Origin of the sequence: Trinickia sp., from assembly GCF_051954495.1 — a bacterium.
Lineage (GTDB): Bacteria > Pseudomonadota > Gammaproteobacteria > Burkholderiales > Burkholderiaceae > Trinickia.
Window position 1 is genome coordinate 1 of record NZ_JBQCHR010000193.1, and the last position, 17,567, is coordinate 17,567.

Genomic DNA, 17,567 nt, shown 5'->3' on the forward strand with positions numbered 1-17,567 from the left:
CGCCGAAACGACGTTCATCTGCTCGCCGGCGAACGTTTCATAGCCGGCGATCAACATGGCGAATATCGCGAAAACGGCGATCACTAACACGTCGTGCTCCGTGAGAAGGGTGTGCGAGGTCCGCCGGCGGCGAGGCCGGCAGGCAAGAGCCGTGCTTGGAAACGTGGGTTAGCTAGAGGTCCACACGACTGAACCGGCGGCGTTGCCGCATGCAGTCTTCGCCGAGCCCGGAGAGATCGGTGGAACGACCGCTGTGGCGCTGCCTGGTCCAACTACCTGCAACCAGCCGGTCGTCGTCGAAGTTAGCGCGTTCACGCACACATCCGGCGGTACGTTGGTATAGGTAATCGTGAATTTTGTATTGTCGGCGGCCACAGGCGCGACCGTCACCGAACCGCCCCATGCATCCGCCACCGTGCCATTGGCAGCATCGGTCGTCAGCGTCTGCGGAAACCCCTTGGCGGCGATTAGCGTTGCCGTGAAATCCGTCGCCCCATAATTGCCTTGCGTCGTCATGAACAATTTGCGCGACGCCGTCTGAATGGCCGACAACTCCGAGTTCAACTCATTCGAATTCGCGCTGCTGAAAGCCGTATTGAGCAACGCAATCGCCCCGATCACGACAATCGCCGCGATCCCGAGATAAGCGATCCCTTCCAGCAGCGAAGCGCCCTTTTGCACCCGTCGCAACGCCCTGCGTGTTTGATGCTTCGTCATTTGGTCCCCCAATTCACAAAGAAATATGCACCGCATAAAGAGTCGAAACAGCCCGCCCTAACGCATGGACCGCGTCACGGCGGCGATTTCCTGCTGAATACCGAAAAACCCCGTGATGAGCCAAGCGATCACGAGCGCAAGCACGATGATGGCCGCCCCGTTCAATACCCGCATCTGCACGGAGATCGTCTCCACGCCGTCCTCCAACCATTCTTCCGCGATGGTTTCCAATGCATCGGCGAAGCCGCCGTACTCGGAGTAGACGCACAAGTCGTCGACGATCTCCTGCGACGGAAACCGATAGCCCGCGACGCGCATCGCCTCCCCTGCGTTGAGCCCCGACTTCACGCCGAACAGCGTGTCGTCGATCCGCGCACGCAGCCAAGGCCGCGCGTTCGCACCGAGCCGAACCAGCGACTTTTCGACCGTGAACCCCGAGGCTTGCAGGGAAGCGAACGCCATCAGAAAGCCGCTGCCCACGACGAGCCGATAAATCGAATACGGCGGCAGGCGATCGAGAAACGTGCGAACGCGCCCGTTCCAATGCGGCATCGACCATGCGACGACGCCAATTGAGAGCGCCAGCACGATCAGACACGGCCACAGCCAATGCTGAACGAAGCGCGACATCAGGTAGAGCGAGCGAGCCGCCCCCTGCCACTGCGCGGGGTTCGCGAATTGCTCGAAGCGCGGGATTACACGCGTGCCGAACAAGTAGACGTAGCAGATCGTCATCGCGAACACCATCACCGGGTAGGCGATACCGCCGAGAATCGAAGCGCGGATCTTCTTGCTCGATTGCACGACGCCGGCCACCGACATCAGCGCCGTTTCGATCCGCCCTGCCTGCTCGCCGGCCAAAATGATCAGCTGCTCCGATTCGGGCACCCAGCCGGCCATGCCCTCCGCAAGCATGCCGCCGTTCTGCACGGCATGGCGCCAATCGCCGAGCACGATCGCCATCGCTTCGCTGGGCTTGCGTCCGCCGTGCGACGCGCGCAGTTCGAGCTCCTCCAACACCTTGAGCAGCGGCAAGCCGTTCGACAGCATTTTGCTGATCTTGCGGTAGAGCCGCAGCCGCTCGTTGGTCGTCAGTTGCAGCTTCGCGAAGGCCCGGTTCAGATCGGGCAGCGAGAACGGCAAGCGTGCGAGATCAAGCCGCGCCATAGTCCACTCCGATCACGTTCGACCCGAAGCCCTCGTAATCGGCTTGCTCGGTCAAGTGCCCGACTACACGCTCGGCCATGCGTGGATCGACGAGCCCTTCGATGACCTTTTCGATCGCATGATCGACCACCGTTTGACCGTCGAGATGCCTGAGCCAGTAGGCGATTGCGCCGGCCTTGTCACCATCGCGCAGCAAGGCAAAGAACCTTGCGTCCGTGCGGATGACCTCGGCCACGACCGTCCGGCCGATCGTTCCGCGTTGCCGGCAATGCTCGCAACCCGGCCCCGCGATGCACACATCGCCGATATGGGCACCGGCCACGCGTTTGACGCGAGCGACGAGCGCCGCATCGAGTTCATGCACTTCATCGGCGAAACGCAGCTTGCAGTGCGGGCAGAGCAACTTCACGAGCCGCTGACTGATGAGCCCCGTCACGACCGATTCGTCCGTCACCATGCGCAGCGGCAGCCCAAGATCGATCAGGCGGTCCACGATCGCGATCGCGCTATTGGCGTGCAGCGTCGTCCAGACTTGATGGCCCGTCATGGACGCGCGAAGCGCGCTCTGCGCCGACGCCCGGTCTCGGATCTCCCCGATCATGATCGTGTCCGGATCGAGCCGCATCGCGTTTGCGATCGCCTCGGCGAAGACGACGGAGCGGGCTTCCTCGCCCAGCGCGTTGATAACGGGCGTTTGCACGGCGCCCGCGATCGGATATTCCACCGGGTCTTCCACCGTGATCACGTGAATCGTGCCGGCCGTATCCTTGATCTCGCTCGTGAGCACACGCTGCAGCGTCGTCGATTTGCCCGACCCCGTCGGCCCGCTGATGATGTTCATCCCGATCGGCTGCGCTTTCAGAAAATCGAGTGTCTCCGCTTGCGCATCGGTGAAACCCAGCCGCTGCAAATCCGTCGTATCGCCCGCATCGTTGTAGAGCAGGCGCAGCACCATCACACTGCCCTCGCTCGTGGGCGCCGTGGCAATTCGGACACCGAACAATTGATCGGGCAGCTTGTCGCGGTCGCCGATCGCCGCGTCTTGGCGTTCGGTCGGCTTGTACGTGTTGTCGGAAACGCTCGCCATCGCGGCGTAAAGGGTCGCCAGCAAGCGCTCGCCGTGCTCCCGCGTCTGTTCGCGCACGCGCTGCAGTTCGTTGTGCACGCGAAAGAGAATTTCCGTGCTGAACCGATTGACGCGAATGTGAATGTCCGATGCGCGCTCTCTGCACGCTTGCGCGATCAGCTCTTTGGCGAGAACCTGCATGGCCGTATGATCGAGCGGCTCCGCGCCCGAGCGACGGCGCTCGCGGTACGCTCGGCTGACGACGTCGAGCCCGACCGGCGTCGGCGTATAGGCATGGCGCAGCCGATCCAACCGCGCGCGATACGAAAGCACGAACGGGTTCATCTCTTGACCTTCGGCGATCAAGAGCCGCCCGTCGTCCAGCAGGCAAAGGAACTTGCGCTCTTCTTCGCTGGCGGCGAGCTCGCCGGTGTCGGATACGGCTTTCGTATCGGCGAGATCGAGCGCCTGTACGGTCGTCTTGCCTTCCGCGTGCTTGATTCCGAGCGCGGCGCGCGCCGACTCGACAGCGTTGCGGGCCGGGTGCAGCGGAACCGGAGACGCCGGGCGGCCTTTGGAAGTCAACATGCGCATGATCAGTTCCTCGGCAGCGGCGGGAAGCTCGCCGTATTGGACTCGGGCGCACCGGCGTACGACGATGCATCCCACGAAACGACTCTTGGCAGTTGAACTTTCGCGCCGCCGCGCAATTGCGCATAGACGGCGTTCGGCTTGATCGACACGATCTTCATGCCGTTGGGCAGCGTATCGCCGGCCTTCACTTCGAACTCGCCCGCGCTGCGGCTTTCGAGCGTCGCGAAGAGCTTGTTTCCGAGCCCCTCGACGGCCCGCACGCGAACCTCATCGGGGGCGCCCGCGCCATTCAGTCGATTGAGCTCCGCGGCGCGCTGCGCGATTTGCGTCTGCGTCTCGAGCTTCTTGAGTTCCGCCTTGAGCACGACGGTTTCGCCTTCGAGCCGCGTCAGCGCTGCCACGGTCGCCGCGGCTTCCGGCGACGGCGGATCGACTTGAGCCGCCGTGACCGGAGCCGGCGCCAGCGCGACCGCCGACGACGCCGCGACGGCAGGCGTTTGAGGCGCGGCCTGCGCGAACGGCGATGCCGACGCGGCCAGCGTCGCCACGCATGCCGCGACGAGCCACTGCATGCCTTGGATCGACTTACTTTGCATAGATCTCTCCTTCCACCGACCAGGCGCCGTTTCGATACGACACCGACTGAAGTCGAACGCCCGGTTGATCGAACAGCGGGGCGACGAGCGTGGGCGCGATGCCGTCGAGATTCGCCGACAGGCGCCAGACGCGCCAATTCGGCGCGGCCGCGGGCGGGTTGTGCCCGCCCGGCAGAGACTTCACGATTGCGGACTTCACCGAGGGGTCGTCGCGCTGCTGGACCACGTCCAGCTTTAATGCCACGCCCAACGGCTGAAAAGCGTCGAGCAGGCGCAGTCGTAAATGCGATTCCGAATCGAGCGCCTCGTCGTCGGCATGCGTTACGGCGAGCGGCACCGTCATCACCGCGCGATCGCCGCTGCCGTCGATTTCCGCGCGCGGCTCGTCGGCCAACAAATAGCCCACCGTCGAGCCATTGCGCGACCAGACGTAGCTCGCGGCCGCCTGCGAGCATGAATACTGATCGAGCTGCCAGCCTCCGGGCGAGACGATGCCGAATGCGCGCAGGCAAGCGCGCACCATCGCCGACGGCGCCGGCTGCGACGCCCACGGATGCACGACGGGCGCGTTCTCTCCCGCGTCATGGTTGCGGTTCGCGGCCGCCCGTTCACGCATCAGCGCGACCATCTTGTCGAATTGCACCTGCCGCTCGTGCTCTCGGTATTTCGAGTAGCCGAACGCCGCGCACAACACGAGCACCGCAGCCGCCGCGCTGGCGAGCAACGGCTTGCTGATCGTGCGGCGCGCGCTCTGCAGCGCCCACCAGCGCTGCACGCGCAATTTGCCGTTGCGCTGCGGCAATAGATCGTCGAGGCTGCGCTGATAGAAGTTGTGAAAACCGAGCGCCTCGAGTTCGGCGTCGCCGATCACGACGTTCCACCCGCCCAACCCATAATCGGCGATCAACCGATCGAACACTTCCTCACGCGTGGCGAGCCAATCGCCGTTGGGTAAAAACAAGTTGTCGCGCACGGCGAAGTACGCCCACCGGCCGTCGGGCACTTTGAATGCCCCGAGCCAATTCGGCGCGGGCTGCTGCCTGCCGTCGTACTGCGCCCCCTGCCTCGCGATCGCCTCGCCCACCATCGCGCCCAGCGAGAGCAAGCCGGGCTGCACGCCCTCGCGCACGCTCGCGAATCCGGCTTCCGCGACGTCGCGTCCAATGCGAACGATCAAGAGATCGAAATTGAGCTTTTGCGCGAGCTCGAGCGCTTCCTTGCGCAACTCGCGCTTGCGCGACAGCGATTGCCAAAACAGCCCGCTGACGAAGCGCTGGCGACCGATTTGGATGATGGGGTTCGACATGATCGAAGCGTCGTATGAAGAAGCGCCCGCCTACACGCCGGCGACCGACATCGTGATCGGCGTGATCAGGATCACGATGATGTCGCGCGAACGCCCCGCATTGAACCCGCCTCCGAACAGATAGTTTTGCGCCTTGCCCACTCCGCTCTGCGTCAGGTTGTCGTTCGTGCCTTCATAGCCACTGATGACGAGCGTCGCGCCCGACTTCATCGCCACCCGCTGCAGGAAGTTGCGCGTATCGATCTCCGGCGTTTGAATCTGCAGCGGGTTGTTCCCCCCGCTCGACACTTGCTGCAGTGCAACCAGCGAAGACAGGTTCGTGTAGAACTGCATCAGCACCGTGCCGTCGTCGAGCACATGCGGCAGCAGCGTCATATTGAAGCCCGTCGTGACCGTGCCCGGCGTGAGCGACGTTTGCGAACCGACGAGGGCCGTGTTCGTCGTCGAAATCGAGGCGAGATAGCCCTGCTGCGTCGCCACCTGCACGGGCACCGGTTGATTGTTCAGCGTCGTCACGGAAGCCGACGTCTTGCGGCGCACCTTGCCTTGCTGCGACAGCGCCGCGATCATCGCCTTCGTGCCGTTCGCACGGCTGTTCGGCGTAATGACGGCCGCCGAGAACGACACCGGATTCGTCAGCGTCGGCGCGAACGTGTTGGCTAGGCCAAACTGCGTTCCGAGCGTTTGGTAGACGGCCGTCCAATCGATGCCGTAGCTGTCTTGATCGGAAAGCGTGACGCTCAGCACGGTCACATTGATCATCACTTGACGCGACATCGTGCGGTTTTGCTCTTCCATGAAACGGCCGACGCGCTCGAGGGCATCGGGCGTATCGGTCACGGAGATCGAGCCCGTCGCCGGCGACGAGACGACGTGGCCGTAAGGCGAGAGCATCGCCTTGATCGCGGCGTCCAAGCTGCCGAAGATCGACAATTGAGAGTTCACCTGCGTGGTCGACGTGTTGTCGGACGAGACACCCGTGCCGCTCGATCCGCCACTGCCGGCCGACGAGCCGATCGTGCCGCTCGTTCCGCCCCCGCCGTTCATGCCGCTGCTGTTGCCGTTGTCATTGTTGGCCGCGCTGACGACATTGGCCTTGACCGCCGAATCGCCCGGCACCGCGCTGACTTGGAACGTGCGCGTATCGGTGAAATAGAAATCGACCACGCCGTTCGCGAACTTCCAATACACGCCGAACTGCGCGCAGGCCGAATCGAGCAAACCCTTCAGATCGCCGCTGCTGTAGACGACATGCAGCGGCACGGGGCCGAAGCCTGCCGCGGGCGCACCGCCGCGAGTGGGCGGCAGCGGCGGTTTGACGGCCGTCGCCCCCATCGCGTTGCCGCCGGCCGCGCCCGAACGCGCGTCGCCGCCCACCGCCGCTTCGAGCGTGCGTTCGGCGGCCGAACTCGCGTCGGGCGCCACCTTCGTCGGCAACTGCGTGAGACGCGTGATCCGTTCGGCGAATTCCTGCAGCGACGATACCGAGCGGTCGAACGTCGCCGGCTGCGCGAAAATCGGCGGCAGCGCGGCGTCGGTGCCCAGCTTGACCGTGCGGCCCGACAACCAAATGCCGTTGTTGACGACGACGTCGTCGAGCGCATGGACGGCGATATGCCCTTGCTCCGCATCGGCCACGAGAGCATGGCCGTGCTCGGCATCGCGCTTGGCCGAATCGGTAATGCGCTGAGAGAGGCCCGTGCATCCGGCGTTCATCAGCAGAACGAATGAAAGACCGGCGGCCGCCGCGCGTTTGAAAGAACGGTCGTTGCGCATCATGCTGCTCCCTTGGCGACGATACGAAGCACCTTGTTGCCTCGGTAGAGGATCGCCTGAATCGGCGTCTCGGATTTTTTCAATGCGTCGACGACGGCCTGCAGGGCTTGCTCGAACGTCCCCGTCACCGTTGCGTCCGCATCGACGCCGAAGTCGAGCGGCACGTCCCAAACGAGCTGCCAGCCGTCTTCCTTCGCCCAACGCGTCAGCGCGGTCTTCACGGTGTGATCGGCGAGCGACAGATGCCACTCCCTCACGGGCTCTGGCGGCGGCGCGGCCGGAAGCGGTTCGCCGACGGCGTCGGTGGACGAAACGGTGGCGGGCGATGCCGGCGATGCTTCCGTCGTCGTGCCCACGACGTTGCGCGCGTTGACTGTCGCATTCGTCGAAGCGGAAGGGGCCGCGGGCTTCGCTGGGGCCGGGCTCGCCGTCGCGGCCGGCCCGAGGTCTGCCGTGGCAGCCGGCCGTTTGGTTGCGGGCGCAACGGTTGGCTGGTCGTGCATGGCGGCCAAAAGCGGCGGCTGCGTGGCAAGCGCCGGTCCGATCCCCGCGGATTGCGCGGGTGGCTGCGATGGCTGCGATTGCGGTGCTTGCTGCGCCGGCTGTACTTGGCTCGGCTGCGAAGGTTGCGGCGCCTGCGCACTGCCGTTCGGCGGCAGTCCCCAGACGTGCTTCATCGCAAACGCCGCATCGTCGCTCATCGCCGAGACCGATGCGTTGGCGCGAACCGTCACGAGGCGCAGCTTGAGATCGACATCGGCGTTCACGTCGGGCGCGGCCGACAGCGCATCGCGCAACGCGGCGACGAAGGTCACGTGCGCGGGCCAGCTCACGGGCACGTCGGCCCATGGGCCCGCGTTGGGCAAATTGATACTGAAATCGGGCGGCACGATCTGCTCGAGCGCATGGCGCAACGGCACGCCGCGCCCGCCTTGCGAGACCTTCGGCGCCGCGCGGCCCTCTCCGAGCACGCGCACCTGCGCCGCATCCATCGTTTTCGCGATCGCCGAGGAGCAATCGGCGACGCCGCACATCAGACCCACCAGCGCGGCAATGCACACTGTCAGCTTCTGCATGTTTTTGTCCTTGCCGTCGGATTTGACGAAGCCGGCAGCAAGCCCAAGCGCGATAAAACGCTCGACGATATGCGGGAACCTTCGCACCCTCGTAACCGTCCCCCCACGAGACGGCTTGCCTGCTGCCGGTTTCGCTCCGGGCCTTCGCGTTCGCGCGCCCGGAATCCTTCGGCTGTTCGTTTGTTTTCGCCTGCTTTACTTTGACTGCGTTACTTCATAAGCTCGCGGAAAACCGCAACGGACCGCGTGCGCCAGGTTCGACGCGCCGCGCCCTTCACTTACCACGACAACGTACCGCCATGACTAACGACTTCGGCACGATGCGCGACTTGACGCGCGAAATTCTCGACCTCGTCGACCTGCGACAAACGTTCACCGACATCCATATCGAGCAAGACCGCCCGATCATGATCAAAACGCCGCGCGGCTGGACCGAGACCGGCGACGGGCCCGTGCTGTTCGAAGAGATGCTGCCCATGCTCGATGCGATCGATCCCGACTGGCAAACGCGCCTGGCCGTGGGCGCGCTCGACCGTCCCTTCCTGCTTACGCGCTGCCGCCTGCGCTGCAACGTCTATCGCAGCTCGGGCGGGCGCAAGACGGTGATCTCGATGCGCCGCCTTCCGCTCGAGCCGCTCGCGCTCGACAAGCTCGGCCTGCCCGCGTACGTGAAGACGATGCTCGAAGCGACCAAGGGCATCGTGCTCGTGACCGGGCCGACCGGCTCGGGCAAAACGACGACGATTTCCTCGCTGCTCGACCACGTCAACCGCACCCGCAACTCGCACATCATCACGATCGAGGAACCGATCGAGTATCACCTCGACAGCCGTCAATCCATCGTGTCGCAGCGCGAAGTGCCGACCGATACGCCCAGCTTCTCGGCCGGCTTGCGCGAGGCGCTGCGCCAGAAACCCGACGTCATCATGGTGGGCGAAGTGCGCGACCTCGAAACCGCCGAGACCGTGCTCCAGGCCGGCGAATCGGGCCACCTCGTCTTCGCCACCATGCACACGAGCAGCGCGATCAGCACGCTCACTCGGCTGCTTTCGTTCTTTCCCGCCGCCGAGCGCGAACGTCACGCCGTTTCGCTGGCCAATTCGCTGATCGGCGTCGTGTGCCAAAGCCTCGTGCCGACCGAGGACGGCGAAAATTTCGTGCTGGCGAGCGAGCTGCTCTTCAACAACAACCAGCAGGTCAGCAAGCTGCTCGTCGATCCGAACAAGCTGCACTTCGTCGGCGAATTCATCCGTCGCAAGGAAGACAACATGTCGCGCTCCTTGAACGAGCATCTCGCCTCGCTGGCATCGCGAGGGGCGATCTCGTCGCGCGACGCGCTTCGCGCCACCTACAACCGGATGGAACTGCATGAGATGCTCCAGGGGTCGGTCAAGCGTTGAACGGATTAAAGCCGGTCGAGCGCACTCCTCGCACGATGTTTGACAAAGATTTACAAACTCGAATGCTCACTTCTTCCTCCTATCGCCTGCGCCGATTATTGGTTCGCAATCTTACGGCTCTCTGACACAAAGGCGACACATGATATTGCGCCAAAAAACAAGGGCTACAGATCGGTCGGCGTAGACTCGCCTTATCGGCTGCGCAGTATAACGTCTGTATTAGGGTTTTCACTAGAGCCAATTTAATGCATCCATAATGTGGCAAATTTATTCCGATGCAATCTCATACCGGGTTAAATTACCGCCTATCGCATCGATAGGTTTTCGCAATGAAAAAGGGTCTTCAACGGTTGCTAAAAGAATGCATTGGGGCCGTTAAAGCCGCATGATCGTCGGCACGGCTTCGCAAAGCGAGCCGGTGCTTCGCACGCCCGAGATCGACCGGGAGACGCCGTGCGCCGATACTGCGCGGGCGGAAGTTGCAAGGGCAACGTTCCGCCCGCGCCGGCGTCGAGCCGGCCACTTCACGAGGAGAGCGCGATGCCCGTCGATAACGTCAACGAACCGAACAGCCACCATCCCATCGATTCGACAAGCCTCGACGACGCCAGCATTCATCACGAGCCGACGACACCCGTCGTCCCGCCCTCGAGGCCGCAGGTTACGCCGCACCCGCAGTTCGAAGCGCTGGCCGACGGCCCCCCATCGCGCCCACCGGTGCAGGACAATACCGGCGTGCGCCTGAACGCCGACAGCTCGAAGCTGAACGCATTCAGACAACGCCTAAGTAGCCCGCCGTCGGGTCACGCACCCAACGACGGCTCGCAAGCCCCCGGCATGGCCCATGACGCCATGCGCGATCGAATGCATGAAATGATGTGGTTCGAACAAGGGATGGCGGGCATGCAGATCGAACAGAAGATGTTCGTCTCGGCACTCGAGTTCGAGAAGCAGCTCGCGGCCGATATGGCGAAGCTTTCCGAGCCGATTCGGTAACGCGATTTTGGCGTTTGTTTAGTATATTTTCGCGTATGTTTAGTCAGTCAAAGTCGAATAACGATGCGCCGCTTCTCTGCGGCGCATCGTTCGTTACGCGACCGCATTGGCGGCATTCTCCCCATTTTTGGTAGTGCCTTTCACGCCGTTATCGCCCATACGCCGAGCAACGTAACAAACCATCAAAATCGTCCCGCCTGCACGCATCGCATTGAGAACATGGCAACCAAGACACGACGTTTCGATCTGTCGACACGGTTGCAAGCAAAACGATCTCAATGGAGTGTGTCATGTTCTCGACTCTTTACTTCGCTGTCGCCTCCGCCCTCTGCGCGCACGAGCAGTTTCCGGCTTACACGCAAAAGGTCATCGCCGGTCAATTGAACGAGGCTTGCTCGACGGCCGCCGCCTGGGCGGAACCTGACGGCGCGGAGCGCGAGCTCGACTACATGCCGCTGCTCGCATACGCCGATGCGCAGTTGATTCTCGGCAGGCCCGTCGAAGCCGAGGAAACCTATCGAAAGGCTCAGCGAGCGATTCGCGATTGCCGTGAAACGCTGCGCATCGTGTCGTGCCGCAATGCCGGGTGGCAAGCCTTCTTCCAGCATCGTCTCACCACGGCGCTGACTTGTTTCGCTCGCATGGGCGGCGAAATCAACGCCACCGCGCCGCAAAAGATGGACAGTCTCATCGGCGAAATCCTTGTCCTGCATCAGCTCGGCAGACTCGGGGCGATCGATGCGCGCGTTCAAGCGCTCGAGGCACTCGCCGATCAAGCGGACGACGCACGCTGGTCCTCGCTCGTTGCCTCGCTCGTGCTCGACCTTCGCATCCAACAGCAAGTGCGAGGCGCCGACGAACTCCATGATCATATCTACTGGCGCTCGATCGAAACGGACCGCCTCTTCGCCATGGCAGACTCCGGGGAGACTGAGCATTCGAGCCCGCTTGCCGACATGCCTATCGTCGATGCACGTCTCGACTATTTGCGTCGACTGCAAGGCTTCGCCGCCGGCCGGCGCGACGTGGCCGAAAAGCTCGACGAACACCTGCACTGGGCGGCGCGCACCGGCATCTCGGCCTATCACCGCGGACTGTGCCTCGAAATCGCCGTCGCCGCCCTTGCCGCGGCCGCGCCGAACACGGCCGAATCCATGCTCGAGCAGTGCCGCGTCGGCAACGGGCAGCAACCGTGGCATGAACGCTGGTATCTCGAGTACGCCTACTGCCTTTCAAAGGTTCGTCAACGTCAGGGCCGCATCCAAGAATACGCGCAGCTGTATGGGCGTTACGCACTCGCCTCGATTCGACACGTGCGATCGGACAACGTATCGATGACGCCGGCGACGGCCGACGCGCTGCAGGACGCGCGTCAACCGACGTCGGATGACGTCAGCGCGCGACTGCCTGGCAAGTACCGCCGCGCGTACCGCTACATGATGGAGCACCTCGATCGTCACGATCTGTCGGTGCGCGAAATGGCGGCCCACATCGGCGTGACCGAGCGTGCCATTCAAGCGGCCTTCAAGACGCACCTCGGGTTGTCGCCGAGCCAATTGATTCGCCGCCAGCGCATGGAGCGCATCCGTCACGAGCTCACGCGCGACGGCGGGCGCACGCCCGGCGTGCTCGAAGTCGCGACGCGCTGGGGCGTTCAACATCGTTCGACGCTCGTGAACAGCTACCGCAAGGTTTTTCACGAAGCGCCGTCCGACACGCTCGCGCGCTGAAAATTCGCCCCATCAACCCGCTCGCCTCGTGCACACACCGTGGTGTGCACGCGGCGCCATCGATCCGCTCCTGCGCTCAGCCTGTGAGGTCGACGCCATGGAATCGTTCGTACCGCCTCGCTTCATCGAAACCGATGACCTCTTGCTGCGGCCCTTCGCCGAAGGCGATGCGCCGCAGTTCTTTTACGCCTTGTTCGGCGATCCGGCCGTGACGGAATGGCTGCCCACGCCGACGCTCAATTCCGTCGACGACGCCCGCGCCATGATCGGCAAGATGCAGCTTGGCTGGGAGCGCAACACGTGCTTCGCCTGGGCGTTGGAGGATAAGGAAACCGGGCATATCTCGGCCATGATCGAGATTCGTCCTTGCCTGCCTCGGGTCGAGCTCGGCGTCGCGATCAGCATGCGCACGACCCATCGGCGCCGCCGCGCCGGCCTCGTGGCGTTGCGAAAGTTGATCGATTGGGTGCTCGCCCAGCCCGGCGTGTATCGCCTCTACGCGTGCTGTTCGCCGCAGGCCAAGTCCACGCCCGTCATGGAAAAGCTCGGGTTCAAGCTCGAGGGTCGCCTCGTCAACTGGGACGCACGGCCCAACGCGGGCATGCGGATCGACGACGCGCTGATGTTCGCGATGACGAAGCCCGCGCGCGCCGACGAATGCAAACCGCAAGCAACGTCCCACTCCTCTGAATCCTCACGAGACCGGCACGCGCTCGCGACGCGCGAGACGGCCGACATCGCCGACGAAAACTAAGGAGCGCAAAGCGATGGAATTCGGCACTTTCATGACGATGCAATCGCCCGAGGCCGCTCCCTCCGACCGCATCTACGCACGCGCCCTCGAGGTGGCGCAAATGGCCGAATCGATCGGCCTCACGCGGCTTTGGCTGGCCGAGCATCACTTCACGAACTATGCGTACACATCCCGGCCGATCGTCTTGTTGTCGCATATCGCCGCTCGAACGCGTCGCATTCGCCTCGGGCCCGCCATCGTGCCTTTGCCGTTGCACCATCCCTTGGTCGTGGCCGAAGAGCTCGCGACGCTCGACGTTCTGAGCGGCGGACGCGTCGAGGTCGGTCTCGGCAAAGGCTATCAGCAATATCAGTACGACCGTTTCGGCATGACCAAGGGCGAGGACGAGCAGCGGTATTTGGAATCGATCGAAATCGTGCAGCGCGCCTTGCATCAACCGACGTTCTCCTACGAAGGGGAACGCTTTCGCATCGCGCCGACGCGCCTCTATCCGCAGCCATTGCAGCGGCGCGCGCCATGCTGGCTCGTCGTCAATTCGAGCCGCCGCGAGTCGGTCGCCGTCGCCACGCGCGCGGGGATGAATCTGTTCACCGGGGTACTGGAGCCCATCTCGCGACTCATCGACGTTCGCGCCGCCTATCCGGACTTGTTCACCGATCGTCCGGGCCTGCTCATCGGCACGCAGCGGCCCGTCTATGTGGCCCAAAACGAAGCGGACGCCGCCGATGCCGTGCGCGCGGCGCGTTGGAATGGCCGCGCCACGGTGCGCCTGCGCTATGACGCGGCGCAAGTGCACGACGGCGTCGTGCGCGCCGACGCGTTTCCCGGGGAACCGAGCGACGAACAGATGCGCCGCGACTACGTGGTGATCGGCACGGCGCAGGAGTGCGTGCGTCAGTTGCGCAAGATTCGGGACGGTCTCGGGTGCAACTACTTCAGCGCAAGCTTTTGGTTCGGCGACCTATCGCACGAGCGCGTCCTGGCGTCGATGGCTCGCTTCGCGCGCGACGTGATGCCGGCGTTTTCGCGCGTGCGCCGTACGGAGCACGCGTAAATCGATCGAAACATCGCATGCCGGTCGCCGAACGCCTAGCCGCATTCGAATTCGAATTCGGCTAGGCGTGCTAGGCGTGCTCGGCGCCGCCTAGCAGCGAGCTTCGATCCGCCGTTTTAGACGCTCGCCCATCCGCGCGAACGCGCGCGACTCCCCACCGGCGATCGCCGCATAGCGTTCGCGCAAGGCATCGAGCTTCGGCCCGATGCCCGCGTCGATGCGTTCAAGAACGCTCTGCTCGAAGCCGCGCGCTTCGCACGAAATCGCCCAATCGCTCAAGCCGTTTTCGGCGAAGAGCTGATCGATACGGCTATCCATCGACACCCCAACGACCGGCACGCGATTCGCAATCGCCATGACCGAAGCGTGATAACGCGTGGTCACAATCCACTGCGCGTCCTCGAGCGTGCCGACGAGCGCATCGAGCGTATGCTGGCCGCGCATCAGCACCGGCGCGTCGAACGGCAGCAAGGCGGCGATCTCATCGCATGCGGACTTGTCGAGCCGCTCCATGGCCACGAACACCGGCGCATAGCCACGACGCTTCAACCCTTCCGCAATCGTCGCAAAGCCGCGCTTGTAGGCGGTGAAGCGCGCGGCGCGCAAGTCGTCCCACGTATGGAAGCTCAGGGGCCCATAACGCAGCGCCGACTGTGCGCCCGCGATATCCAGCTCGATCGCGCGGTTCACGTTCGTCTGTACGGGCCACCAAAACGGGTTGTTCGGGCAAAGCACCGCGTAGCGGGGGGGCAGCGCCAAACGCGCCCCCGGCGCCGCGCGAAAATTCCAAGCCGCGTCGGCGCCTTGTTCGACCGATAGGCCGAGCGATCGCAACTTGTCGCCGGCTCCGGCGCTGCGGCACACGATATCGACGCCCTCGGCCGTCTGCGTCGCGAAGCGGGTCAACCGCTCGGTCATGGTCCCGGCGTCGATGCCGTAGGCGCACGCAATACGGCCATTGGCGGCGGCCAAGCCCACGCCGCCCACGAGCAACGCGGCCAGCGCATCCGAAAATTTCGACGTGTAGGTCGAGCCTTCGACATTGAGCACGACATCGTATTCGTCGACCGCCTGCGCGAGCGCGTCGGGCAAGTAGTCGCTGCGCGGCACGAACAGGTGGGCCGATCGCAGATCCGGATGATCGAGCAGCGCACCCAAGGCGAATACCGTCAGATCGAGACGGCGATCGGGAAAGAGTGCGTGCAGCTGTCGAATCGTTTCGATCGTGCGTAAATCGGCGCCCGTGTTGCCAGCGCCCGTGTAGCCGAGCAGCAGCACACGCAGCGGTGCATCGTGCGCGCGCGACCGGGCGAACGGCGATGCGCGGCCACGCTGTCTTGCTTCTTCGATCAAGGCCTGGAAATCGTCGAGCAGCACGCTATCGGGATCGGTCGCGGACAGGAAGCGACGCTGTCGGCCGATCTTAGGCGCGGCCCCGCTGTTCGCGCCGACTAGCCCTTGGTCGAGCTTGCGCGGCGCATCGGCTTCATTGATGACGGTCATTTTTTTCTCCTGTTTACGTCACGCCGGCTACTCCGCCACGCAAGCCGCCTGTCTACATGAGCGACAGCACGGCCTCGAGACAACGCAGGCCGTCGAGGGCCGAATTCGGCGGCACGAGCGCCTCGACGATCGTCACGCCGTCGTGCCGTGCCGCGCCGTCGAGCGCCGCGCGCAGCGGCTCGCGGCCTTGCGCTCGCGTAAAACGCAGGCCGAACGCTGCGGCGACGAGCGAGATATCGCATTCATAAGGATTCCTAATAGACTCCTTGTACTCGGGTCGGCTCGCAAGCGGCAGGAAATCGAAGATCGCACCGCCGGCATTGTTGATGACGCAGATGCAAGCCGCACGCCGATGCCGCTGAAGGTTCGCCAGGGCGGGCAGATCGTGCAGGAACGCTAGATCGCCGAGTACGAGCAAGCCCGATGCATCGAGCGCCACGGCTTCGCCCAGAAACGTGCCGAGCGTGCCGTCGATGCCCCACACGCCGCGATTGGAAAACGTCGGCTGACGACCTGCTCGCGTTTCGTAGAACAAATCGGCGTGGCGAATCGGCATCGAATTGCCGAAATGGACGAAGTCGAAACCCTCATGCGTGAAGATCTCGCGCGCGGCCGCCAACTCTCCCCACCCCAGCGCATCGGCCAGGTCGCGCCGCTGCTTGGCGACGCGTTGCGCCGCGCGGCGCCAGCCGGTCAGCCAATTCGCGTCGCCCGGGGCCAGCGCATCGGCAAGCGCATCGAGTTCGGATGCGCTCGGGGCAACGAGCGGCGCGAACGACGGGTGAAGATAGTCGCGCTCGATGGCGGTGCGGCTCACGCGGATCGTCGGGCACGGCTGTTCGATCAGATAGTTCTGCACGGACGGCATCACGGGCGCGAAGCCGAAGCGGACCACCAGTTCCGGCGGCGCTTGCGGACGCATCGCGGGTGCGCTCAGCGCATCGAACCCGCTTACCACCGAGGCGCCGCCCGCGCCGCGCAACCCGCTCGCCGCATCGGCGAAGACCGGAAAGCCCGTGCGCGAGGCGAACCGCGCGAGCGTGTCGGGCGCGACGCCGCACTCGGGCCCCGCCACGACGATGCCCCGCATTCCGGCTCGCAATCCCAGCGCGCCGGCAAGCGCGGCGATATCGTTTGCCGGGTGCGCCGCCTTCGGGTGGAAAAAAGCCGGCCGGCTGGCTTCTCGCAGCGCGGTGGGGGAAATCGCGCATGGTTCTGTCGAGTCGTAGCGGCCGGCGAAAGGAATATTGATGTGCACCGGGCCCGGCCGTGCGCCGCCACATGCCGCGAGCACCTCGGCCACGCGTTGGCGCAGGCCGGCAAATGCCCGCGCATCGTCGACCGGATCCGGCAAATCGACGCTCGCCCGCACGAAGGCGCGGCACGCGCCGATATGGTCGATCATTTGGCCGAACCCGCTACCGCGCAGGGTACGTGGGCGGTCGCACGTGACGAGGACGAGCGGCAGAGCGCACTCATCGGCCTCGGTCAACGCCGGCACGAGGTTCGCCACGGCGGAGCCCGACGTCGTCACGACCATCGCGCCCTCGCCGCTCGCCTTGATCATGCCGAGCGCCGTGAACGCGCCGGTGCGCTCGTCGGCGCTGACGACGACATCGGCAAACGTCGTGCGCTCGCGCACAGCCAAGGCCATGGCGGCAGAACGCGCCCCGGGGCACAGCACGGCGCGGCGAACGCCGGCCGCATCGAGCACGCGCAAGACGCACTCGAGCCACAGTTCGTTTAGATTGGCATGGGCAAGCGTCGACGCCCCGCTGGTCGATTCGCTGGGCACTTCAACCACGGCGGCAGTCATATCGATGAGGCGTCCT

The 17,567-nt window shown here is 64.3% G+C and carries 14 protein-coding genes; 5 read left to right on the forward strand and 9 right to left on the reverse strand.

Annotated elements, in window-relative coordinates; genetic code table 11:
• Positions 1-168 precede the first annotated feature (168 nt).
• The 7 genes from ACTHNR_RS27060 to ACTHNR_RS27090 are packed head-to-tail and all read right to left on the reverse strand — an operon-like array spanning position 169 to position 8,298.
• Positions 169-717: a type 4 pilus major pilin gene (locus ACTHNR_RS27060; protein ID WP_440552002.1), complete on the reverse strand. Its 549-nt coding sequence runs from the start codon at positions 715-717 to the stop codon at positions 169-171.
• A 57-nt stretch (positions 718-774) separates the two neighbouring features.
• Positions 775-1,884 carry a type II secretion system F family protein gene (locus ACTHNR_RS27065; protein WP_440552004.1) on the reverse strand — a complete coding sequence of 370 codons (1,110 nt, stop codon included), beginning with the start codon at positions 1,882-1,884 and terminating at the stop codon, positions 775-777.
• A complete protein-coding gene (locus ACTHNR_RS27070) occupies positions 1,871-3,538 on the reverse strand; it encodes a GspE/PulE family protein (RefSeq protein ID WP_440552130.1) in 1,668 nt (555 codons plus the stop codon). Before ACTHNR_RS27070 ends, ACTHNR_RS27065 begins: the two co-directional genes overlap by 14 nt.
• Positions 3,539-3,546: 8 nt before the next feature.
• Positions 3,547-4,140 (reverse strand): type IV pilus biogenesis protein PilP, encoded by a 594-nt coding sequence (gene pilP / locus ACTHNR_RS27075; protein WP_440552007.1) that lies wholly within the window; start codon positions 4,138-4,140, stop codon positions 3,547-3,549.
• Complete coding sequence (pilO2, locus tag ACTHNR_RS27080; RefSeq protein ID WP_440552009.1) at positions 4,130-5,446, reverse strand: type 4b pilus protein PilO2; 1,317 nt, start codon at positions 5,444-5,446, stop codon at positions 4,130-4,132. The genes pilP and pilO2 overlap by 11 nt, the downstream gene beginning before the upstream one ends.
• Positions 5,447-5,476: 30 nt before the next feature.
• A complete protein-coding gene (locus ACTHNR_RS27085) occupies positions 5,477-7,162 on the reverse strand; it encodes a PilN family type IVB pilus formation outer membrane protein (protein WP_440552132.1) in 1,686 nt (561 codons plus the stop codon).
• A 59-nt stretch (positions 7,163-7,221) separates the two neighbouring features.
• Positions 7,222-8,298, reverse strand: coding sequence for a toxin co-regulated pilus biosynthesis Q family protein (locus tag ACTHNR_RS27090; protein ID WP_440552011.1), 1,077 nt, complete (start codon positions 8,296-8,298; stop codon positions 7,222-7,224).
• Positions 8,299-8,597: 299 nt separating this feature from the next.
• On the opposite strand from ACTHNR_RS27090, the gene ACTHNR_RS27095 reads away from it, so the two are divergent.
• The 5 genes from ACTHNR_RS27095 (at position 8,598) to ACTHNR_RS27115 (ending at position 14,232) form a co-directional block, all read left to right on the forward strand.
• Positions 8,598-9,698, forward strand: a complete 1,101-nt coding sequence (locus ACTHNR_RS27095; protein WP_440552013.1) for a type IV pilus twitching motility protein PilT — start codon at positions 8,598-8,600, stop codon at positions 9,696-9,698.
• A 540-nt stretch (positions 9,699-10,238) separates the two neighbouring features.
• Positions 10,239-10,694 carry a hypothetical protein gene (locus ACTHNR_RS27100; RefSeq protein WP_440552016.1) on the forward strand — a complete coding sequence of 152 codons (456 nt, stop codon included), beginning with the start codon at positions 10,239-10,241 and terminating at the stop codon, positions 10,692-10,694.
• Between the two features lie 290 nt (positions 10,695-10,984).
• Positions 10,985-12,424, forward strand: coding sequence for a helix-turn-helix domain-containing protein (locus ACTHNR_RS27105; protein WP_440552017.1), 1,440 nt, complete (start codon positions 10,985-10,987; stop codon positions 12,422-12,424).
• Positions 12,425-12,521: 97 nt separating this feature from the next.
• Positions 12,522-13,178: a GNAT family N-acetyltransferase gene (locus ACTHNR_RS27110; protein WP_440552020.1), complete on the forward strand. Its 657-nt coding sequence runs from the start codon at positions 12,522-12,524 to the stop codon at positions 13,176-13,178.
• Between the two features lie 13 nt (positions 13,179-13,191).
• Positions 13,192-14,232, forward strand: coding sequence for an LLM class flavin-dependent oxidoreductase (locus tag ACTHNR_RS27115; RefSeq protein ID WP_440552022.1), 1,041 nt, complete (start codon positions 13,192-13,194; stop codon positions 14,230-14,232).
• 90 nt (positions 14,233-14,322) lie between these two features.
• On the opposite strand, the gene ACTHNR_RS27120 is transcribed toward ACTHNR_RS27115, so the two are convergent.
• Together ACTHNR_RS27120 and menD are read right to left on the reverse strand one after the other, a co-directional pair.
• A complete protein-coding gene (locus ACTHNR_RS27120; protein WP_440552024.1) occupies positions 14,323-15,735 on the reverse strand; it encodes a polysaccharide pyruvyl transferase family protein in 1,413 nt (470 codons plus the stop codon).
• Positions 15,736-15,787: 52 nt separating this feature from the next.
• Positions 15,788-17,551, reverse strand: coding sequence for a 2-succinyl-5-enolpyruvyl-6-hydroxy-3-cyclohexene-1-carboxylic-acid synthase (menD, locus tag ACTHNR_RS27125; protein WP_440552026.1), 1,764 nt, complete (start codon positions 17,549-17,551; stop codon positions 15,788-15,790).
• Between the last annotated feature and the right edge of the window lie 16 nt (positions 17,552-17,567).

Bases quoted from the DNA above. Each gene is read 5' to 3' on its own strand.
- ACTHNR_RS27115 (WP_440552022.1), top strand. From the start codon at position 13,192: ATGGAATTCGGCACTTTCATGACGATGCAATCGCCCGAGGCCGCTCCC.
- pilP (WP_440552007.1), bottom strand. From the start codon at position 4,140: ATGCAAAGTAAGTCGATCCAAGGCATGCAGTGGCTCGTCGCGGCATGC.
- ACTHNR_RS27065 (WP_440552004.1), bottom strand. From the start codon at position 1,884: ATGGCGCGGCTTGATCTCGCACGCTTGCCGTTCTCGCTGCCCGATCTG.
- ACTHNR_RS27105 (WP_440552017.1), top strand. From the start codon at position 10,985: ATGTTCTCGACTCTTTACTTCGCTGTCGCCTCCGCCCTCTGCGCGCAC.
- menD (WP_440552026.1), bottom strand. From the start codon at position 17,551: ATGACTGCCGCCGTGGTTGAAGTGCCCAGCGAATCGACCAGCGGGGCG.
- pilO2 (WP_440552009.1), bottom strand. From the start codon at position 5,446: ATGTCGAACCCCATCATCCAAATCGGTCGCCAGCGCTTCGTCAGCGGG.
- ACTHNR_RS27120 (WP_440552024.1), bottom strand. From the start codon at position 15,735: ATGACCGTCATCAATGAAGCCGATGCGCCGCGCAAGCTCGACCAAGGG.
- ACTHNR_RS27090 (WP_440552011.1), bottom strand. From the start codon at position 8,298: ATGCAGAAGCTGACAGTGTGCATTGCCGCGCTGGTGGGTCTGATGTGC.
- ACTHNR_RS27100 (WP_440552016.1), top strand. From the start codon at position 10,239: ATGCCCGTCGATAACGTCAACGAACCGAACAGCCACCATCCCATCGAT.
- ACTHNR_RS27085 (WP_440552132.1), bottom strand. From the start codon at position 7,162: ATGAACGCCGGATGCACGGGCCTCTCTCAGCGCATTACCGATTCGGCC.
- ACTHNR_RS27095 (WP_440552013.1), top strand. From the start codon at position 8,598: ATGACTAACGACTTCGGCACGATGCGCGACTTGACGCGCGAAATTCTC.
- ACTHNR_RS27110 (WP_440552020.1), top strand. From the start codon at position 12,522: ATGGAATCGTTCGTACCGCCTCGCTTCATCGAAACCGATGACCTCTTG.
- ACTHNR_RS27060 (WP_440552002.1), bottom strand. From the start codon at position 717: ATGACGAAGCATCAAACACGCAGGGCGTTGCGACGGGTGCAAAAGGGC.
- ACTHNR_RS27070 (WP_440552130.1), bottom strand. From the start codon at position 3,538: ATGTTGACTTCCAAAGGCCGCCCGGCGTCTCCGGTTCCGCTGCACCCG.